The organism is Enterococcus sp. AMC2644, from assembly GCF_058216475.1.
The window spans coordinates 1,244,151-1,262,500 of the sequence record NZ_CM177095.1 but is presented as its reverse complement, the minus strand read 5'-3'; the positions used below and the strand labels follow the sequence as shown (position 1 = coordinate 1,262,500).

Sequence of the window (18,350 nt, the reverse complement as noted above, 5' to 3'; positions counted from 1 at the left end):
GGATGGAGCAGTCTGGTAGCTCGTCGGGCTCATAACCCGAAGGTCGTAGGTTCAAATCCTGCTCCCGCAATTGCAATCTAAAGATTGCATTATATTTAAACGAAACATTGGTTTGGTAGTTCAGTTGGTTAGAATGCCTGCCTGTCACGCAGGAGGTCGCGGGTTCGAGTCCCGTCCAGACCGTTTTGGCTCGGTAGCTCAGTTGGTAGAGCAATGGATTGAAGCTCCATGTGTCGGCAGTTCGATTCTGTCCCGCGCCATTACACCTTTGCGGGTGTAGTTTAGTGGTAAAACCACAGCCTTCCAAGCTGTTGTCGCGAGTTCGATTCTCGTCACCCGCTTTTACCTTTTTATTAAGGGCCTATAGCTCAGCTGGTTAGAGCGCACGCCTGATAAGCGTGAGGTCGATGGTTCGAGTCCATTTAGGCCCATTAAAATCAAATATCTTTTGGTTTTGGGGAAGTACTCAAGTGGCTGAAGAGGCGCCCCTGCTAAGGGTGTAGGTCGAGAGATCGGCGCGAGGGTTCAAATCCCTCCTTCTCCGTTATAGCATGGTCCGTTGGTCAAGTGGTTAAGACACCGCCCTTTCACGGCGGTAACACGGGTTCGAGTCCCGTACGGATCATAGAAGCATTCAATTTTTGAATGCTTCTTTTTTTAATTAAAGAGAACTTTTGCTGACAGTTTACAAACGTTGCTTTTTAAGCAATGCGCGGAATGCAGTTGAATAATTAAAAAGTTTGATAAAGAAGCTTTTTTTTATTAAATCTGCTATAATCAGACCGTTGCAAGTTCCCGAAAGGATTCATTTGTTAGTCAAATGGAGATGCCTTGTAACCGACAAATATTAGGGGGAATCATCATGACAGAAAGACATTTATTTACTTCAGAATCAGTTTCTGAAGGACATCCGGATAAAGTTGCTGATCAAATCAGTGATGCAATTTTAGACGCACTTTTAGAGAAGGATCCAATGGCACGTGTGGCTTGCGAGACTTCTGTTACCACAGGATTAGTGTTAGTATTTGGAGAAGTTTCAACGACTGCATATGTGGATATTCAAAAGGTAGTTCGCAAGACTATTAAAGAAATTGGCTATACACGAGCGAAATATGGTTTTGATGGCGATACAGTCGCTGTATTAGTTGCAATTGATGAGCAGTCACCAGATATTGCTCAAGGGGTCGATACCGCTTTAGAAGCAAGAGATGAGAAAAAAGATATTTTAGATGAAATTGGAGCAGGAGATCAAGGTTTAATGTTTGGCTTTGCGGTGGATGAAACACCTGAGTTCATGCCTTTGCCGATTGCTTTAAGTCACCGTTTGGTTCGACGGTTAGCAGAGTTGCGTAAAACAGAAGAGATTTCTTATTTACGTCCTGATGCAAAATCACAAGTAACAGTTGAGTATGATGATCAGGGGAAACCAAGACGTGTGGATACAGTTGTTATTAGCACACAACACGATGAAGCTACGGACAATGAAACGATTCATCGAGACGTGATTGAAAGAGTTATTAAAGAAGTCATTCCATCTGAATTATTAGATGATAAAACAAAATATTATATTAATCCAACTGGGCGTTTTGTTATTGGTGGACCACAAGGAGATGCTGGTTTAACAGGACGTAAAATTATTGTTGATACGTATGGTGGGTATGCTCGCCATGGCGGCGGTGCCTTTTCAGGAAAAGATGCAACAAAAGTTGACCGTTCAGCAAGTTATGCAGCCCGTTATATTGCTAAAAATATTGTTGCTGCTAAGTTAGCTTCTAAAGTAGAAGTTCAATTAGCGTATGCAATTGGCGTCGCACAGCCAGTATCAATTTCGATTGATACATTTGGTACAGGTAAAGTTTCTCAGAAAAAACTTGTTGAAGCTGTACGCGAAAACTTTGACTTACGTCCAGCTGGAATTATCGAAATGCTGGATTTACGTCGACCAATTTATCGACAAACTGCAGCATATGGACATTTTGGTCGTACAGATGTCAACTTACCATGGGAACAAACTGATAAAGTAGACAGTTTATTGGCAAGTGTGAAGGAATAAAAGAGGCGATCTCTATTGATGAATCAATAGGGATTGTCTTTATTTTTTTGAAATAAAATGAGGGAAGTGAGCAAGTGGAAAGAAAAACAAATACAATGATTGTTACCATTGCAATTTTTGTTGCAACATTTATGACAGCAGTCGAAGGAACAATCGTAACAACCGCTATGCCAACGATTGTTGGCTCATTACATGGTATTGAAATTATGAACTGGGTTTTTTCAATTTATTTATTGACTAATGCTATGCTGACGCCTATTTATGGAAAGTTAGCAGATAAAGTTGGTCGGAAGCCAATTTTTATTTTTGGAACGACAATCTTTATTATTGGCTCGGCTTTATGTGGAATGTCTAATGCAATGTTACCCTTGATTATCTCGCGAGCAATTCAAGGAATTGGAGCAGGAGCAATGATGCCGGTAGCTTTAACAATTCTAGCGGATTTATATGATACGGAAAAGCGTGCACGAATGCTTGGCTTAAATAGTACGGCTTGGGGAGTTGCCAGTGTAGTAGGTCCTTTAGCAGGTGGTTTGATTGTTGATACCATCGGCTGGCATTGGATTTTCTTTATTAATGTGCCAATTGGAATTTTATTAATTACTTTAATTATTATCTTTTTAGTAGAACCCAAGCGTGAAAAAGATACGAATAAAATGGACTTTTTAGGAAGTACCTTTTTAATGCTAGTTCTCTTGAGTTTGTTATTAGGATTCCAATATTTAAGTGAACCAAATGCAACGTTAAAAGTTATTGGATTGTTTACATTGACGATTGTTTCATTTGTTTTGTTTATTATGATAGAAAAACGTGCCGAAGATCCAGTCATTTCATTGGGACTATTTAAAAACCATGTTTTCGTTATCGTAAATATTGTCGCAGCTTTATCTAGTGGTTTCTTAATGGGGATTGAAGTTTATATTCCAATGTGGATGCAAGGTGTGCTTGGGTTAAGCGCAGGTATTGGTGGCCTTGTCTTAGCACCTTTATCTATTATGTGGGTGATGGGTTCTTCAATGGCAAGTCGTTGGATGACTACCAAAACTGTGCATTGGGTATTAACAGCCAGTCTATTGATTATTTTAGTTGGTGGCTTGGGTCTATTCCTAGCGCCAACACATACGCCATTTTTTGTTTTTATTTTATTATCAGCAATTACGGGAATTGGAATGGGAGCTGTTACGGTTACTGGAACAGTTGTCGCTCAAAACAGTGTGCCTACTTCACAGTTAGGAATGGCCACTTCATTTAACACATTAGTTCGAACGATTGGTCAAACAATCATGGTATCTGTGTTTGGAATTACCTTTAACATGGTAACTTCGGCAAAATTGGCTCAGGCATCATTAACGGACGATCCAGATATTATGAATCAGCTAGTTAATCCACAAACCGCGAAGTTATTATCAGACGATTTACTGCTTCCTTTACGTGGAATTTTACATCAAGGCTTGCAAGTTATTTATGGTTTTGCTGCTTTATTAATTATTGTTGCTTTAATCTTTACGCAAACAATTCGTAAAAAACGTGCTACAATAGATGAAAACAAGTAAGATAGCGAGGGAAATAGATGGCATTTTTACAAGCAAATATATATTCAAATGAATTGGGTATGGAAGTTATGGTCAATGTAATTCTTCCGCAACAGACTAAAAAAACGATTGGTAAAGAGACAAAAGGTGTAGCAGAAGATATTCCTGTTTTGTATTTACTTCATGGTATGAATGGGAATCATAGTGTGTGGGAACGCCGAACATCAATTGAACGTTATGTGTCTGATTTAGGATTAGCAGTTATTATGCCGTCAACAGATTTAGGATTTTATACAGATACGACATATGATATGAATTATTGGACATTTATTTCTGAAGAATTACCAAAAATTTGTCATGAACTCTTCCCACAATTGTCAACGAAACGCGAAAAAACGTTTGCTGCTGGCTTATCAATGGGCGGTTATGGTGCAATTAAATTAGGACTGCGAAAGCCGGAAAATTTTGCAGCAGTTGCTTCTTTATCAGGGGCATTAGCATTAGCAGAAAGTACGGATTCTTTGTTAGAAATTCGTGGGAAAAATTATTGGGAAGGAATTTTTGGTTCGTTAGATAAAATAAAAGGTTCTGAAAATGATCTAATACATTTGATTAAAAAAACAGATCAAAAGCAAGCACCGCGCTTCTTTATAACTTGTGGAACCGAAGATGAGTTGTATGATGCCAGTGTTTATGCAACTGAGCAAATGAAAAAACAACGCTTAGATGTAACGTTTGAGGACGGACCTGGCGTCCATGATTGGGATTTTTGGGATAAATGGATTCAACGTGTGTTAAGCTGGATATATGAAAAATAAAAACCGTATGAAATAGTGGACACTCCTCCTACGACGAAGACATAGGAAGAGTGATGACATAGAAAATAACCCATGCTCAAGCAGAGTGTGGGTTTCTTGTTGTCCAATAAGAATATGAATGATTTTTTTGCTCTTCGTCAAATAGTGTTGATGAATTCAATGAATAAAATAGTTTATCAAATCAGGTTGATGTCAAAGCTGCCTGATTTTTTGTCTCTGTACGAAACTCCTTAAAAATTAATCCCTGTATAAAGTAGATTATTGCCCGAGGCGCCATTCTTGTAGGTAAGTTTGAAAAGGTTCATAAACCCTTATTGACATTTTTTAAAGAAGGTTAACTTTTTGCAAAACCATTATAAAGTTATCTGTTCTATTTCATTCCAAACAAGTTTCTAAAACGTTCTATATACTATTGCAGCTATGAATTTATTAATGGATGCGATTAAAATTATTCATGTTAGGTATGTGAAATCTTTAAAAGTAAGTGCCTTTTTTTAATTTTAAAAAATATCCCAGTGTCATTATGTACATCTATTAGAAATACTCGAATTTAAACTATTTAGAGATATTGACAATATAGGATACAATGCTACTAAAAATATTTACTGGTATACTTTTAACTTTAACCAGCACTTCAGATAATTCATTAATCTAATAATCTAACTTATTAATAATACTTTCTGCTACTTCATTAATACTAATTACGGTGAGTCTGTAAGGTTTAAACAATTGAAAATAAACGAGTTCAATCTAATTTTCCGTATGGTTGAAATGCACTAAAATCTTATAGATCAGTTTCTTCGAAAAATATTTATAAAAAAACATCTTCTTCCCTATCAAATTAGAGTTTCAGATGTCGTGTTTGTTATTAAAATCTGTCGTACATATTCTCGCCTCGAAATAGTAAAGTGCATGACTTTTCACTAACGTCCAGTAAAAACCATGCACTCATTATATCATAAACTACCGATAAACGGCATAGAAATAAGGAGAAAATTGTTCGATAAGCATTAACTAATTAATTTTGTAGTACACATAAATTAATTAGTTAATGAATGAAACAAGACATTAAAATGCAGCTAATTCCTTCAAATTTAGAATGCTATTTTTTCCAACATCCATGATTTTCTGAACATATTGTTCAAAATCTAAAACAGAATCTTTAGTTAGAATTGCTTCCAATACCATTGGTAAGTTTACTCCAGTAAGGCATTCAAAGTCTAATTCTTGCAAAGCAATTGCACTTATGTTAGTGGGGCTCCCACCAGGGATATCAGTTAATACTAAAACTTGAGAATTACGCCTTTCTTTTGCTATTTTTTCTAGAACTTCTTTTTCAAAGTCTCCAATATTCTCTCCAGGGTTTAATGAGAAAGTCGAGACATTTGTAAAATCGCCAGAAATGATTTTTGCACTGTCAGCTAAACTTTTAGACAAAGGCCCATGAGTAACAATAATTAAACTAATCACACGTATCATCCTTTCTTTATCACTTTATTAGAAGCAAAAAACATGCCAACCATCTGTGCTAAACGAAAAGAGTGATAAATCGTTTGCTTTTTAGAAAGATTTATTGACCGAAAAATGTGTATCAAATATTTCAACAAGATAAGCTAGTTCTGTATCAGGGATTGTGATAAAGAAATTATTTTGAATTTCTTCACATTCACGTTTGATTAGTCGAAACAATTCCTCATGAGTTTGTTTGAATTCCTCAATAGAATTGTAAGGTAGAAAATCATTTAATAAGATACGCTCAATCATGCTAGAGCAATGGAAGATAAACTTGATTCTTAGGCTTTCATTTTCGGTGACATAATTCTTTTTTATTAGGATAGCATTTAGAACAGTATCAAGTACGGCAATTGTTTTTTTAGGATCTATGAATAATAAAAATTGCTGTAAGGATTCGACCATTTGATAATCTTCCAAGAATGAATCGTTGAAGTCCTCTTCAAAAGATAAAAAGGTTCTCTTTAAGGAGGTTGCAAGTTCATTTAAATCAATTGTCGACAATTGAGATTTACGCGTGGCTTCTAGCAGCATAGGTGTATTAATAGGTGAGAGACTCATGATTTGATTCGGCATCTTTTCTTGCATTACTTTCGCAAGTAAAGTAAGTGAGCCCATATCTGATAAGATTAAGACACCTTTTCCTTGATCAATTTTTTTTATTGATCCCGCTACCTTATCATAGAGTTGATCAATATCTTCATCCAATGGAAGATCGATAGCAACAGCATGATCTGTATTTAAAAATGAATTAACGACTTTACACATACTGGATGCTACATTACCGTGAGATATAGCTAAAACACCGATACTATTTTTCTTTTTCTCTTTAGATAGATGTAAAAGCATTGTTAAAAATGATAATTCTCCCTCTGGAATGTAAAAATCAAGTAGTTGATTCAATCGTTTACGAATGAGGATAGCCATTTGATACTCTTGTAAATAATTCTCTTTAATAGAGGTATCTTTAGAATATTTTGGCATTTTTTTCGAAAAAACCTTCTCCTTTAAGGTATTAATATGAAGTATTAAACCTAAAACAGTATTCTTTTCTAAATTTAATTTCAACTCTGATAATGTCGTTTGAATTGCTAAGAAGGTAGAATAATCAACAATTTTAGTGATAGATTGTGATTGGTTTAATTCTTCTAAAGTATTAACTTGATGATAAAAACCTTTAGCTGCTTTATAGAGTTGTGTGAGTTCAGTAGTATCCTGCGTTGTGCTAGAAACGAGAGTACTTACTATAGGTGAAGCTAATTTTTTTTCCTCACTAACGTGGAAGGAGTCATTGAGAATACCATCAAATTTAGTCACTTTGTCTAAGCGATGAATTAAATCTTTCGTTAATACGTCCTGATTCTTACGTTCTTCAAAGTAAGATTTAATTACTGATTCTGATAAATCATTAAAGTTAAGTGTCAATGGTTGTAAATGATTCCTTCTATTTTTCATATATGCTTTCGCACAGGCTAACTTAATATCGACTTTTAACTGTCCTAAATTTCCTTCTGTTTTATAGGTTAATAATGCTTCAATGACTTCTTTTGTGACAAGTAGTTTGGAATGAATTCGTTTGGCTTCTTCATTTAAAAATAAATGGATATAGTCTAGTTTTTCATCCGGATAACGTTTCTCTAAATCAGGTAGTGTAACAATCACAGGAACACGTCGAGTAAATGTTTTTAACAGAAACGACGAAATATCCTCTGTGGTAGCCATAACAAAAAGTATTTTTTTTAAAGAATTTGTTTTTACTTGACCTAACCGACGATACGTTTGATTATCGATTACTTGAAAAAGCATTTCTTGGGCTTGAGGTGGCAAGCGATGGACTTCGTCAAGGAATAAAATTCCATTTTCTGCTTGCTTAACTAGTCCTTCTTGCTGTAAGTTAGCTCCAGTAAAAGCTCCTTTTTCATAACCGAATAGGAGTGACATGAGAAGTTGTGGGTTATCAGCATAATCGGCACAGTTGAAAGATATTAATGGATCTTGTGGGGTTAATATGGCTTCTTCTATAGCATACTGATAGAGATAATTAACCATCGTTGTTTTTCCAACACCGGTTGAGCCAGCTAGTAAGATATTTAACCCATTTGGGGGATATAACATTGCAGCAGTTAGCTGCTCGATAATGGATCGTAAGCTTCCTCCAGCACCAATCATTGTATTAAATATATTTTTCTTTTCTTTGAGCGTTTTTTTTTGACTTAATAGAGCAATTATTTCTTCAGAATTAAATAGATAGTCAGTTTTTGTTACTTTATCTAAGTGACTATGTAAGGGGGTTACAGAAAGATAGAGAACAGGCTTACCTGTAATTTTAATAACTTTCCGTTCTCGGAATAAACTGTTTAATTCTTTGCTAACATTAGAACGTGTTAATTCAAGCTTTTTAGCGATTTCTTCAGTACAGACGCCAACTGTTTCATTATATTCAGAAAATTCATCTAAAATTGCTTCAGTTTCTTTTTCAATAAAAAATTCAATTCGCTCTTTTCTAGAAAATTGTTTCAATTATATTTCCTCCCATACTTAAGTTCTCATTCAGTTAAATGATTGATTATTTTAGGATTAGTAGTCTAGATGAAATCTAGTACTAAAGATTTTTGAAAGCGCTATATATATTGTATCAGATTCAAATATATATACAATAGTCGTGATACACATTCTGATACACATAACAACGAAAGTTTATCCGAGGTACGAAACACTTGATTTATCTATGGCTTTAGAAATTGGCACAGGTTTTGCTTGTAATAAAGTGAAAGATAAGGAGGAGTTATAAATGACAACGATTGCATTGTTACGAATTGATGACAGACTAGTACATGGCCAGGTGGTAACAAAATGGATTCAGGAATCAAGAGCTAAGAAAATCGTGATAGTTGATGATGTACTGGCTACCAATGTTTATTTAAGTAAAGTTTACAAAATGGCTGCGCCTCAAGGAATCGATGTTGACACATACTCAACTACAGACTTTGTGCAGCAGGTACAGTCGAATGCTTTTGGAGAAGTTCCATTGTTAGTATTACTGAAAAGTGTCGAAAACCTAAAAAAGATTTTTGATTATGGTTTTTTCACTTCGAGGATTCAAATCGGTGGGGTCGGCGCTAGTGCGGGAAAAAAATTGGTATATCATACGATTGCGATGAACCTAGAAGAAGCAAAAGTTTTACAAGGATTGTCGGAAAAAGGTGTCGAAATTTATTTCCAGCGAGTACCAGATGATCGGATTCAAACACTTGAAGCAATTATTCAGAAAAATTTTTAGAAACTGAAAGGATGGAAAATGATGCAGAATCTTACAATTGTTCAAGTCTTATTAATTAGTCTATTTTATTGGTTTAAAGGAAGTCGTTTAGGATATACCTTTGGCGTGTATACAATTTTTTCTCCTTTGCCAGCTTCGCTTTGGGTAGGAATTATTCTAGGTGATATTCCTACTGCGATGATTGTCGGAGGATCATTACAATTGATGTATCTTGGCTTGCTAGCACCTGGTGGAGCGGTTCCTTCAGATCCAACTGTGGCAGCATTAGTGGCGACAACAGTGAGTATCGTTTCAGGAATGGATACGAAAGCTGCTGTAGCCTTAGCTGTTCCAGTCGGATTACTAGGAGTTCAGTTACAAAATATTGAATATATGGTAAACGGCTTTTTGGGAAGATACTCTGATAAAAAAGTGGAGGAAGGGGATATCAAAGGACTGTTTAGAACAGCTATCATTTTACCTAACTTAGCAAAGGTGTTTATCTATTCACTCCCTCTGTTTTTGGCGCTCTATTTTGGTATTTCTCATGTAGCTAGCTTAATGGAAATGCTCCCAGAACGATTAATCAATGGATTAAGTTTAGCTGGTGCGATGTTACCAGCGTTAGGATTTGCGATTATTGTTGGACAAATTGGTAAAAAACAATTGCTTCCTTATTTTTTAGCAGGCTATTTTTTAATTCAATATAGTAATATTCCAACCGCAGCGTTAGCTTTAGCAGGTGTATTTTTAGCCTATCTACACGTAATGTTTACAGCAAATAAAGTCAAAGAGGTGTAAAAATGGAAAAGGTGACGAAAGAGAAATTTATTACTAAAAAAGATATTACTAAATCGTGGTTTACTTGGTGGCTTACGGCGGAAACGGCTCATTCCTTCGACCGCATGATTGGATTGCCATTTGGAGTCGCTTTAGCACCGATTTTGAAAAAATTCTATACAAATAAAGAAGATTTAGTTGCAGCTTTACGTCGTCATACACAATTTTTTAACACAAACGCTGTTTGGGGTTCGTTAATTCCAGGAATGGTTATTGCAATGGAAGAGAAAAAATCTCAAGGAGTAGATATTCCTGAGGAAGTGATTGTAGGAACCAAAACAGGACTAATGGGAGCGATTGCTGGTGTCGGAGATACGATCGATTGGGGCATGTGGTTGCCAATCATTATCGGAATGTTTATTGGTTCTGCACAAAAAGGCAGTTGGGTAGCGGGAGTTGCACCATGGATGATATTTATGTGCATTACTTTAGCGGAAAGCTATTTCTTATTCCATTTAGGATATAAGGCTGGAGAATCATCTGTTGAAAAAGTCTTAGCCGGTGGGAAAATTCAGACATTAATTAGCGGTGCTAGTGTGTTGGGCCTCTTTATGATGGGGGGACTAGCAGCGACTTATATTACTGTTACTACACCTTTAGTTATCCAATCTGGCGGCCTAGAAAAGTTAAGTATTCAAAAAGACATATTAGATGCAATCTTACCAGGAATCATTCCCTTACTAATTGTGTCCGGGGTGTATGTATATTTAGAAAAAGTTAATCGTAATTTTACTCATGCAATGTTAATTATTATTGCTTTAGGTGTCTTATTAGGGGCATTCAATATTCTAAAGTAATTGAAAAGGGGAAAGGTAATGGCACTCTTACATTATGATTTTAAATCTTTTGTATTACAAACATCGACATCTTTTTATGCCGTGTTGCCAGAAAATGATGTATTAGCGAAAAACAATTTACAAGTATTGTATCTCTTACATGGAATGGGAGATGATCATACTAAGTGGATTCGGAGAACCAATCTAGAGCAGTATTGTAAAGATTATCAAGTGGTAGTTATTATGCCACAGGTGGAAAAGAGTTTTTATTGTAATATGGCTTATGGTGAAAATTATTGGGATTTTTTAACTGAAGAATTGCCCAGTCTAGTCAAAAGTCTACTGCCTATTTCGACAAAAAGAGAAGATACTTTTGTCGCTGGGCTTTCGATGGGAGGCTTTGGAGCTTTTAAGTGGGCATTGAATAAACCAGAATATTTTTCTGCAGCAGCTAGTTTTTCTGGTGTATTGGATATAGAACACTTTTTCTTTTATCATCGATTTAATCGAAACTCTCCAGAAAACGACTTAGAGACTGTGGATAACTTAGATAAACTTAGAAGCTCAATATTTGGTGATATACCAATCCGAGCTAGTGAAAATGATTTAGTATATCTTTTACAAAAAAATAGTAATAATCATAAAAAGCTGCCAAGACTTTATCAGTTTTGTGGAACAGAGGATCCTATTTTGCATTATAATCAAGCATTTCACGTTACAGCTAAACAAATACCAACGCTGGATTATCACTATCATTTGTCTAGTGGTTCTCATGATTGGGTATTTTGGGATAAGTGTATTCGACAAACGTTAGATTTTTTTAAATTGAGGAAGAGCACGAAATAGGAGGAATAATATATATTAGCCACACATTTTGGTGCTGGAAATATTGAACGGGAATTTATTGGTGAATTTTAGCGAAAAATGATTTTTCTATCGATTTTGCCGATATCAATGAAAAAAGGCTCTTCATCAAATGGTATTGATGAATCCAATGGACAAAATAGTTATCAAATCAGGTGGTTATCAAAGCTGCCTGATTTTTTATTTCTATTTGAAACTCTTTAAAAATTAACCCCTGTATAAAGTAGATTCTTGCCCGAAAATTTTTTGGAAATTACGATAGCCATAGGCGATACGTTTGATGACTTTGATTTTATTATTTGTTCCTTCCAAGGCACCATTGATGATGGCCCTTAATATGATGAAATTAGCCACATTAAGTAGTAATAACTAACACTATACATAGAAAACCAGAATACCTACGAAAACCAAACTCGATTTTCGTAGGTATTCTGGTTTATAACTTGGATTGAGACATACGTACGTCACAGGCCTTTTTTTATACATAGGTATCTTTTGTTGTGAGAACGTACGTTCTGTGGTAATCTAACGAAGAGTTATTCGGGAAAATTGGCTTTCAACTGCGCTAAACCTAAAAGATAGGTCTTAACACTGGTCATAAAGATTTCTTTGATATCAATCGCTTGTTTACGTTGTGACAGTGCGAAGCTAAATGATTCGAGCGACTGTTCTTGCACATAATCTTGCATCCAATGAACAGATTGCAATAGATATTGATTCCCTTCCATAACTTTTTGAGTGAGTTGCGCTTCTTTTTGTTGATCGATTAAATAACCAATTAACAAATAATGAAGAGAGAGAACAGCATGACGACTTTGTGCAAAACTATATCCTTGCTGCAACAATAATTGATTCATTGTTTCAATGTGTTCTAAACGACTGGCATAAGCAGGAACAGTATTGATTTCTAGTTCTGCTCCGCATGGAAATTGTTTGTATAAATCGTAATAAGCATCCATAAATGCAATGAGTTGTGCCGTTGCTTCAAGTGATGGATCGGGCACACATAGCTGCTGTTCCATTGTTTCAGCCATATTTTGTAATAAATCTTGTTTGTCTTTGAAATACCAATAGATTGCAGGTGCTTTAACATCCAATGCTTTGGCAATATTGCGCATGGATAAGCCCTCGATGCTATGTTTTTCGTTGAGAATGTCGAAGGCTGTTTGAATAATCTTTTCCTTCGATAATTTTTGTTCCATGAAAGTCATCCTTTTAGTTGCAATTGATTTTTACTCGTGGTAGATTATTTATCTGCCTGTATTTTACAGTGTTAAATATAAGGTGTCAAATTTATAAAAAAGGAGAAAAAACGATGGATTTAGTCTTAAAACATGTTAAGAAATACAAGCTTGCTGTCTCAATTTCCTTACTATCGGTTGTAGTAATGGTTATGGCTTCGTTATGGCAACCAAAGTTACTCCAACAAGTATTAGAAGCAATTATCACTGAAAACAATGATAAAATGACTGAAATTGGTATTTATTTAATTGGATTAGCGATTTTAGGTTTAATTGCAGGTGTCCTAAATACTATCTTTTCAGCAAAAGTGGCACAAGGTGTGAGTGCTGATATTCGTGAAGAAGCTTTTCGCAAAGTGCAAACCTTCTCATTTGGTAATATTGAAAAATTTTCAGCAGGAAATATTGTGGTTCGTTTAACAAATGATGTCAATCAAATTCAAAATTTAGTCATGATTACTTTACAGTCTTTGTTTCGAATTCCGATTCTCTTCATTGGTAGCTTCATTTTAGCGATGATTACTTTACCACAATTATGGTGGATTATTGTGGCGTTGATTATTGCAGTGTTAGTCATTACGGGCTTATCGTTTACAAGAATGGGTAAGCATTTTATGATTATTCAAAATTTAATCGATAAAATCAACAATATTGCGAAAGAAAATTTAATGGGTGTACGTGTTGTAAAGTCATTTGTTCAAGAAAAAAATCAATTAGATTATTTTAGTAAAGTCAGTGACGATTTAACAAAACACAACATCATTGTAGGGACCCTATTTTCAGTAATGATTCCAGGATTTATGTTAGCTGCGAATTTAGCAGTCGTAGGAGCTATTTTCTTTGTTAGTCATCTTGTAAAAGATGATCCTACTGTAATTGGAAGTATTGCTTCATTTATGAACTATTTAATGCAAATTATGATGGCAATTATCATCGGAGGTATGATGATGATGATGACTTCACGTGCTGCGGTTTCTTTAAAACGTATCAAAGAAATCTTAGCTGCTGAACCCGATGTGACATATGCCGATGTTCCAGAGCAGGCTTTAACTGGAAGCGTCGTATTCGACCATGTTTCTTTCCGTTATCCAGGCGATGAGAAAGATACGTTAAAGGATCTTAATTTTACTATTGAACCAGGAGAAATGATAGGTATTGTTGGCGCAACTGGCTCAGGAAAAACAACTTTAGCCCAATTAATTCCTCGTTTATTTGATCCAACTTCAGGGAAAATTGAAGTGGGTGGAATTGATTTAAAACAAGTTAATGAACGTAGTTTACGGGAGACCGTTTCTTTTGTTCTTCAACGCGCAATTTTGTTCTCCGGAACAATTGCTGACAATCTACGTCATGGAAAAAAAGATGCGACAGAACAAGAGATGACACGAGCAACTAAAATTGCACAAGCGCGCGAATTTATTGAAAAATTGCCCGATGGTTACAATGCAATTGTAGAAGAACGTAGTGCGAATTTCTCAGGTGGTCAAAAACAACGGCTATCGATTTCTCGTGGAGTGATTGGTCATCCCAAAATTTTGATTTTAGATGATAGTACCAGTGCATTAGATGCTCGATCAGAACGCTTGGTTCGTGAGGCATTAGACCATGAACTAAAAGCAACGACAACGATTGTCATTGCTCAAAAAATTGCTTCAGTTGTTAAAGCAGATCGTATTTTGGTGCTTGATGAAGGTAAACTTGTAGGTGAAGGAACCCATAGTGAGTTGGTAGCAACCAATCCAGTTTATCAAGAAATTTTTGAAACACAAAAAGGAGCGGAGTAAGTATGACTGATTTAGTAAAAGCAAGTAAATTTTTCTATCATTATTTGAAACGCTATAAAGTATCTTTTTTCTTTATTTTTGTGACTATTATTTTAGCAACGTATCTTCAAGTGAAAGCTCCGCAGTTTGTTGGAGAAGCATTTCAAGAATTAGCTAACTATGTTGGCGGTTTGATGCAAGGTGTCGATGATAAGAGTCGCTTTATTGCGATTGTTTGGAAGCTACTAATTTTTTATGTTTTAGCGAGTGCTGCCAACTTCATTTATAGCATCTTATTTACACAAGTTGTAGGGAAATCAACAAATCGTATGCGAATTGGCTTATTTAATAAATTAGAGAAACTAACCATTCGTTTTTTTGATTCTCATCAAGATGGCGAGATTTTAAGTCGCTTTACTAGTGATTTGGATAATATTCAAAATAGTTTAAACCAAGCTTTGTTACAATTTTTTACGAATATCGCATTATTAGTTGGTATTTTAATTATGATGTTCCGACAAAATGTCACTTTAGCCTGGGCAACAATTGCTTCTACACCGATTGCCATTATTTTAGCAGTCGTGATTATTCAAAAAGCAAGAAAATATGTGAACATCCAACAAGATGAGGTTGGCAAACTTAATGGTTATATGGATGAAAAAATTAGTGGTCAACGTATTATTATCACAAATGGCTTGCAAGAAGAAACAATTAATGGTTTTTTGACGCACAATGAAAAGGTACGCCAAGCAACTTTTAAAGGTCAAGTTTATTCAGGTATGCTGTTTCCTTTAATGCAAGGCATGTCTTTGGTCAATACCGCAATCGTTATTTTCTTAGGTGGCTGGTTAGCATTAAATGGGGACTTAGAACGAGCAACTGCACTGGGATTAGTCGTTATGTTTGTTCAATACTCGCAACAGTATTATCGTCCACTGATGGAGATTTCTTCAGGATATAGCATGATTCAATTAGCTATTACTGGTGCGCGTCGTTTGAATGAAATGTTTGATGAACCAGACGAAGTGAAGCCTATGAATGCATCCAAAATTTCTGGAATTGAACAAGCTGTCGCTTTAAATCATGTTGATTTTGGTTATAAAGCCGATAACTTAATTTTAAAAGATGTGTCTATTCAAGTGAACAAAGGTGAAATGGTTGCTTTGGTGGGGCCAACTGGTTCTGGGAAAACGACAATTATGAACTTGTTGAATCGTTTTTATGATGTAACTAATGGATCAGTGACTTTTGATGGAACCGATATTCGTAAAATTGATTTGGATAACTTACGTCAAAACGTCGGTATTGTTTTACAAGATTCGGTTTTATTCTCCGGAACAATTCGTGAAAATATTGTTTTTGGTAAACCTGATGCAACGGATGAAGAAGTCATCTATGCTGCCCAACAAGCAAATATTCACGATTTTATTATGAGTCTAGAAAAAGGCTACGAGACATCAATTACAGAAGAAAACAGTGTCTTTAGCACAGGACAAAAGCAATTAGTTAGTATTGCACGTACCATTATTACCAATCCTGCTTTGTTAATTCTAGATGAAGCAACGAGCAATGTAGATACGGTAACTGAAGCGAAAATTCAAAAAGCAATGGATGAAGCGATTAAAGGACGAACCAGTTTTGTAATTGCCCATCGTCTCAAAACAATTTTGAATGCCGATCGGATTGTCGTCTTAAAAGATGGTCAAGTTATCGAAGAAGGCAACCATCATGAATTACTAGAACAAGCTGGTTTTTATGCGGAATTGTATCATAATCAATTTGTTTTTGAATAGAGTAGCAGCCTGTAAAGATATTTTTCATTTTTACAGGTTTTTTATTTGCATTAATATCTTGAAAAATCTTTTTTTGTCGATTAAACTTACTTATAGGTAAGTAAGGAGGGCGTATGAGTAAAAAGACTGAAATTATCCAATTATCCGTGCATTTTATCAAAAAAGCTAGCTTTAAAGATTTAAGCTATGAATACTTAGCTAAACAATTAGCGATTACTAAAACTGCAGTTCATTACTATTTTAAAAATAAAAAAGATTTAGGTTTAGCAATTTGTGACTATTTAGAAGCGGGATTACAAGAGCAATTGTATTATTTCCAAAAAAATTCAAAGGAAACTGCTTGGGAATTTATTCATCGTAGGCATCAAGCGTTATCACAAGATGATATTTGTCCGATTGTGAGTTTACAGACGGATTTAAATGAATATGACGAAGAATTACAACAAGCTATTGTTCACTTAGTATTGACTGAATATCAAGTTTATCAAGAAATATTGGCTCGAAAAATGTCTGTGAATTGTGCAGAAGAGTTAGCAAAAACACATTTATCAAGTATTAAAGGTGCCCAAATTTATAATCGTACCCTGAATATTCCTTTTTCAGATACTATTTTAAAAAAAATAAAAAAAGAAATCGAAGAGGTTGAAAATACATGAGAAGAGTAGTAGTTACAGGATATGGCAGTATTTCGTCTAGTGGGAAAAATGTAGACGAACTATGGAACAATATTAGCTCAGGTGTGAGCGGTATTAAATCTATTCAAGACGCAGCTTTTGCCGATTCACCAACAAAAATTGGCGGTTTTATTGAAGCTTATGATATTGCCGCTTATTTAGATAAAAAGGAGATCAAAAAAACCGATCGTTTTACTCATTTTGCGACTATTAGTAGTTTTCAAGCGTTAGAACAAGCAAAGTTTGATGCGAAAGATTTTGATATGACGCGCTGTGGTGTTTTTATTGGGACAGGAATTGGTGGTCTTCAATCATTAGTAGAAAATGAACATGTTTTACTTGAAAAAGGTGCACGGCGTGTTTCTCCGCTAGTTGTTCCTAAAATGATTGCTAATATGGCGACAGGCTTTGTATCCATTAAAACTGGTTTTCAAGGAGCAAGCATGTGCCCGATATCTGCTTGTGCCACTGGAAATCAAGCGATTGGAGAAGCCTATTTAAACATTAAGTATGGTTTGAGTGATGCTATTTTGGCTGGAGGAACCGAAGCTTCAATTGTTCCTTTAGCATATGCCGGTTTTAGTAATATGAAGGCGATGTCAACAAATAATGATCAACCGCAGCAAGCGTCACGACCGTTTGATAAAGCCAGAGATGGATTTGTTATGTCAGAAGGTGCAGGGGTTCTATTTTTAGAAGAACTATCGCATGCGCAAAATCGTGGTGCGACTATTTTAGGTGAAATAATTGGGTATGGTATGACATCTGATGCGTATCATATGACGGCACCTAGCTCAGAGGGAGCTGTGCGAGCGATGAAACAAGCTTTAGAGATGGCACAAATTAACTACAACGAAGTAGATTACCTAAATGCTCATGCGACAAGTACAGGTGTGGGTGATATTGGTGAGACACGAGCGATTAAAGAAGTTTTTGGTGATTATGCTACTAATCTTTTAATCAGTGCAACTAAGTCAATGACGGGGCATTTATTAGGAGCTGCAGGTGGTGTTGAAGCAATTATCTCTTTAAAAGCTATTGAAAATAATTTGTTACCACCAACCATTAATTTAGATAGCCCAGACGAGGAATGTGATTTAAATTACATTCCTAATCATAAAATCAAGCATGAAACAAATGTCGTGATGAGTAATGGTTTTGGTTTTGGAGGACATAACGCTACGCTATTGATGAAAAAATATTGTGAGTAATATAAAAAGCCTTG

Annotated in this window: 14 protein-coding genes, 7 tRNA genes, 1 pseudogene and 1 riboswitch (1 of these 23 only partly in view); of the genes and pseudogenes, 18 read left to right on the top strand and 4 right to left on the bottom strand. The window is 35.4% G+C overall.

Going from position 1 to position 18,350, the window contains the following annotated elements; genetic code table 11:
• The 10 genes from AC4BC5_RS06120 to AC4BC5_RS06075 form a co-directional block, all read left to right on the top strand.
• Nucleotides 1-70, top strand: a tRNA-Met gene (locus AC4BC5_RS06120) (it extends 4 nt beyond the left edge of the window).
• Nucleotides 71-109: 39 nt separating this feature from the next.
• Nucleotides 110-183: transfer RNA gene (locus tag AC4BC5_RS06115), tRNA-Asp, on the top strand.
• Between the two features lie 4 nt (nucleotides 184-187).
• Nucleotides 188-260, top strand: a tRNA-Phe gene (locus AC4BC5_RS06110).
• Between the two features lie 10 nt (nucleotides 261-270).
• Nucleotides 271-341, top strand: a tRNA-Gly gene (locus AC4BC5_RS06105).
• Nucleotides 342-357: 16 nt separating this feature from the next.
• Nucleotides 358-431 (top strand) — tRNA-Ile (locus AC4BC5_RS06100).
• Between the two features lie 25 nt (nucleotides 432-456).
• Nucleotides 457-544: transfer RNA gene (locus tag AC4BC5_RS06095), tRNA-Ser, on the top strand.
• Between the two features lie 9 nt (nucleotides 545-553).
• Nucleotides 554-625: transfer RNA gene (locus tag AC4BC5_RS06090), tRNA-Glu, on the top strand.
• 155 nt (nucleotides 626-780) lie between these two features.
• Nucleotides 781-865: riboswitch (SMK box riboswitch) on the top strand.
• Complete coding sequence (gene metK / locus AC4BC5_RS06085; RefSeq protein ID WP_490497248.1) at nucleotides 863-2,053, top strand: methionine adenosyltransferase; 1,191 nt, start codon at nucleotides 863-865, stop codon at nucleotides 2,051-2,053. It overlaps the preceding riboswitch by 3 nt.
• 74 nt (nucleotides 2,054-2,127) lie before the next feature.
• Nucleotides 2,128-3,606, top strand: coding sequence for an MDR family MFS transporter (locus AC4BC5_RS06080; protein ID WP_490497247.1), 1,479 nt, complete (start codon nucleotides 2,128-2,130; stop codon nucleotides 3,604-3,606).
• A gap of 17 nt (nucleotides 3,607-3,623) precedes the next feature.
• A complete protein-coding gene (locus AC4BC5_RS06075) occupies nucleotides 3,624-4,403 on the top strand; it encodes an alpha/beta hydrolase (protein ID WP_490497246.1) in 780 nt (259 codons plus the stop codon).
• A gap of 1,068 nt (nucleotides 4,404-5,471) precedes the next feature.
• On the opposite strand, the gene AC4BC5_RS06070 is transcribed toward AC4BC5_RS06075, so the two are convergent.
• Complete coding sequence (locus AC4BC5_RS06070) at nucleotides 5,472-5,873, bottom strand: PTS sugar transporter subunit IIA (protein ID WP_490497245.1); 402 nt, start codon at nucleotides 5,871-5,873, stop codon at nucleotides 5,472-5,474.
• Nucleotides 5,874-5,963: 90 nt separating this feature from the next.
• Entirely contained in the window at nucleotides 5,964-8,435 is a 2,472-nt protein-coding gene (locus tag AC4BC5_RS06065; RefSeq protein WP_490497244.1) for a sigma 54-interacting transcriptional regulator, read from the bottom strand.
• A 271-nt stretch (nucleotides 8,436-8,706) separates the two neighbouring features.
• Here AC4BC5_RS06065 and AC4BC5_RS06060 point away from each other — a divergent pair, with 271 nt between their 5' ends.
• From AC4BC5_RS06060 to AC4BC5_RS06045, 4 genes are read left to right on the top strand one after another with little or no spacing between them, the layout of a single operon-like run.
• Complete coding sequence (locus tag AC4BC5_RS06060; protein WP_490497243.1) at nucleotides 8,707-9,195, top strand: PTS sugar transporter subunit IIB; 489 nt, start codon at nucleotides 8,707-8,709, stop codon at nucleotides 9,193-9,195.
• An 18-nt stretch (nucleotides 9,196-9,213) separates the two neighbouring features.
• The gene (locus AC4BC5_RS06055; RefSeq protein ID WP_490497242.1) at nucleotides 9,214-9,975 is read left to right on the top strand and encodes a PTS mannose/fructose/sorbose/N-acetylgalactosamine transporter subunit IIC; all 762 of its coding nucleotides are present in this window, start codon (nucleotides 9,214-9,216) and stop codon (nucleotides 9,973-9,975) included.
• A 2-nt stretch (nucleotides 9,976-9,977) separates the two neighbouring features.
• A complete protein-coding gene (locus AC4BC5_RS06050; protein WP_490497241.1) occupies nucleotides 9,978-10,811 on the top strand; it encodes a PTS system mannose/fructose/sorbose family transporter subunit IID in 834 nt (277 codons plus the stop codon).
• Nucleotides 10,812-10,829: 18 nt separating this feature from the next.
• Nucleotides 10,830-11,636, top strand: a complete 807-nt coding sequence (locus AC4BC5_RS06045; RefSeq protein ID WP_490497240.1) for an alpha/beta hydrolase — start codon at nucleotides 10,830-10,832, stop codon at nucleotides 11,634-11,636.
• A gap of 169 nt (nucleotides 11,637-11,805) precedes the next feature.
• On the opposite strand, the pseudogene AC4BC5_RS06040 reads toward AC4BC5_RS06045, so the two are convergent.
• Both AC4BC5_RS06040 and AC4BC5_RS06035 read right to left on the bottom strand, forming a co-directional pair.
• Nucleotides 11,806-11,975 (bottom strand): annotated as a pseudogene (locus AC4BC5_RS06040) (transposase); the annotation flags it as partial.
• 215 nt (nucleotides 11,976-12,190) lie between these two features.
• On the bottom strand, nucleotides 12,191-12,856 hold the full coding sequence (locus tag AC4BC5_RS06035; RefSeq protein WP_490497239.1) for a TetR family transcriptional regulator: 666 nt from the start codon (nucleotides 12,854-12,856) through the stop codon (nucleotides 12,191-12,193).
• A 113-nt stretch (nucleotides 12,857-12,969) separates the two neighbouring features.
• Between AC4BC5_RS06035 and AC4BC5_RS06030 the strand changes: the two genes are divergently transcribed.
• The 4 genes from AC4BC5_RS06030 (at nucleotide 12,970) to fabF (ending at nucleotide 18,336) form a co-directional block, all read left to right on the top strand.
• On the top strand, nucleotides 12,970-14,679 hold the full coding sequence (locus tag AC4BC5_RS06030; RefSeq protein WP_490497238.1) for an ABC transporter ATP-binding protein: 1,710 nt from the start codon (nucleotides 12,970-12,972) through the stop codon (nucleotides 14,677-14,679).
• Between the two features lie 2 nt (nucleotides 14,680-14,681).
• Complete coding sequence (locus AC4BC5_RS06025; RefSeq protein ID WP_490497237.1) at nucleotides 14,682-16,451, top strand: ABC transporter ATP-binding protein; 1,770 nt, start codon at nucleotides 14,682-14,684, stop codon at nucleotides 16,449-16,451.
• A gap of 113 nt (nucleotides 16,452-16,564) precedes the next feature.
• Complete coding sequence (locus AC4BC5_RS06020) at nucleotides 16,565-17,107, top strand: TetR/AcrR family transcriptional regulator (protein WP_490497236.1); 543 nt, start codon at nucleotides 16,565-16,567, stop codon at nucleotides 17,105-17,107.
• Nucleotides 17,104-18,336: a beta-ketoacyl-ACP synthase II gene (gene fabF, locus AC4BC5_RS06015; RefSeq protein WP_490497235.1), complete on the top strand. Its 1,233-nt coding sequence runs from the start codon at nucleotides 17,104-17,106 to the stop codon at nucleotides 18,334-18,336. The genes AC4BC5_RS06020 and fabF overlap by 4 nt, the downstream gene beginning before the upstream one ends.
• Nucleotides 18,337-18,350 lie beyond the last annotated feature (14 nt).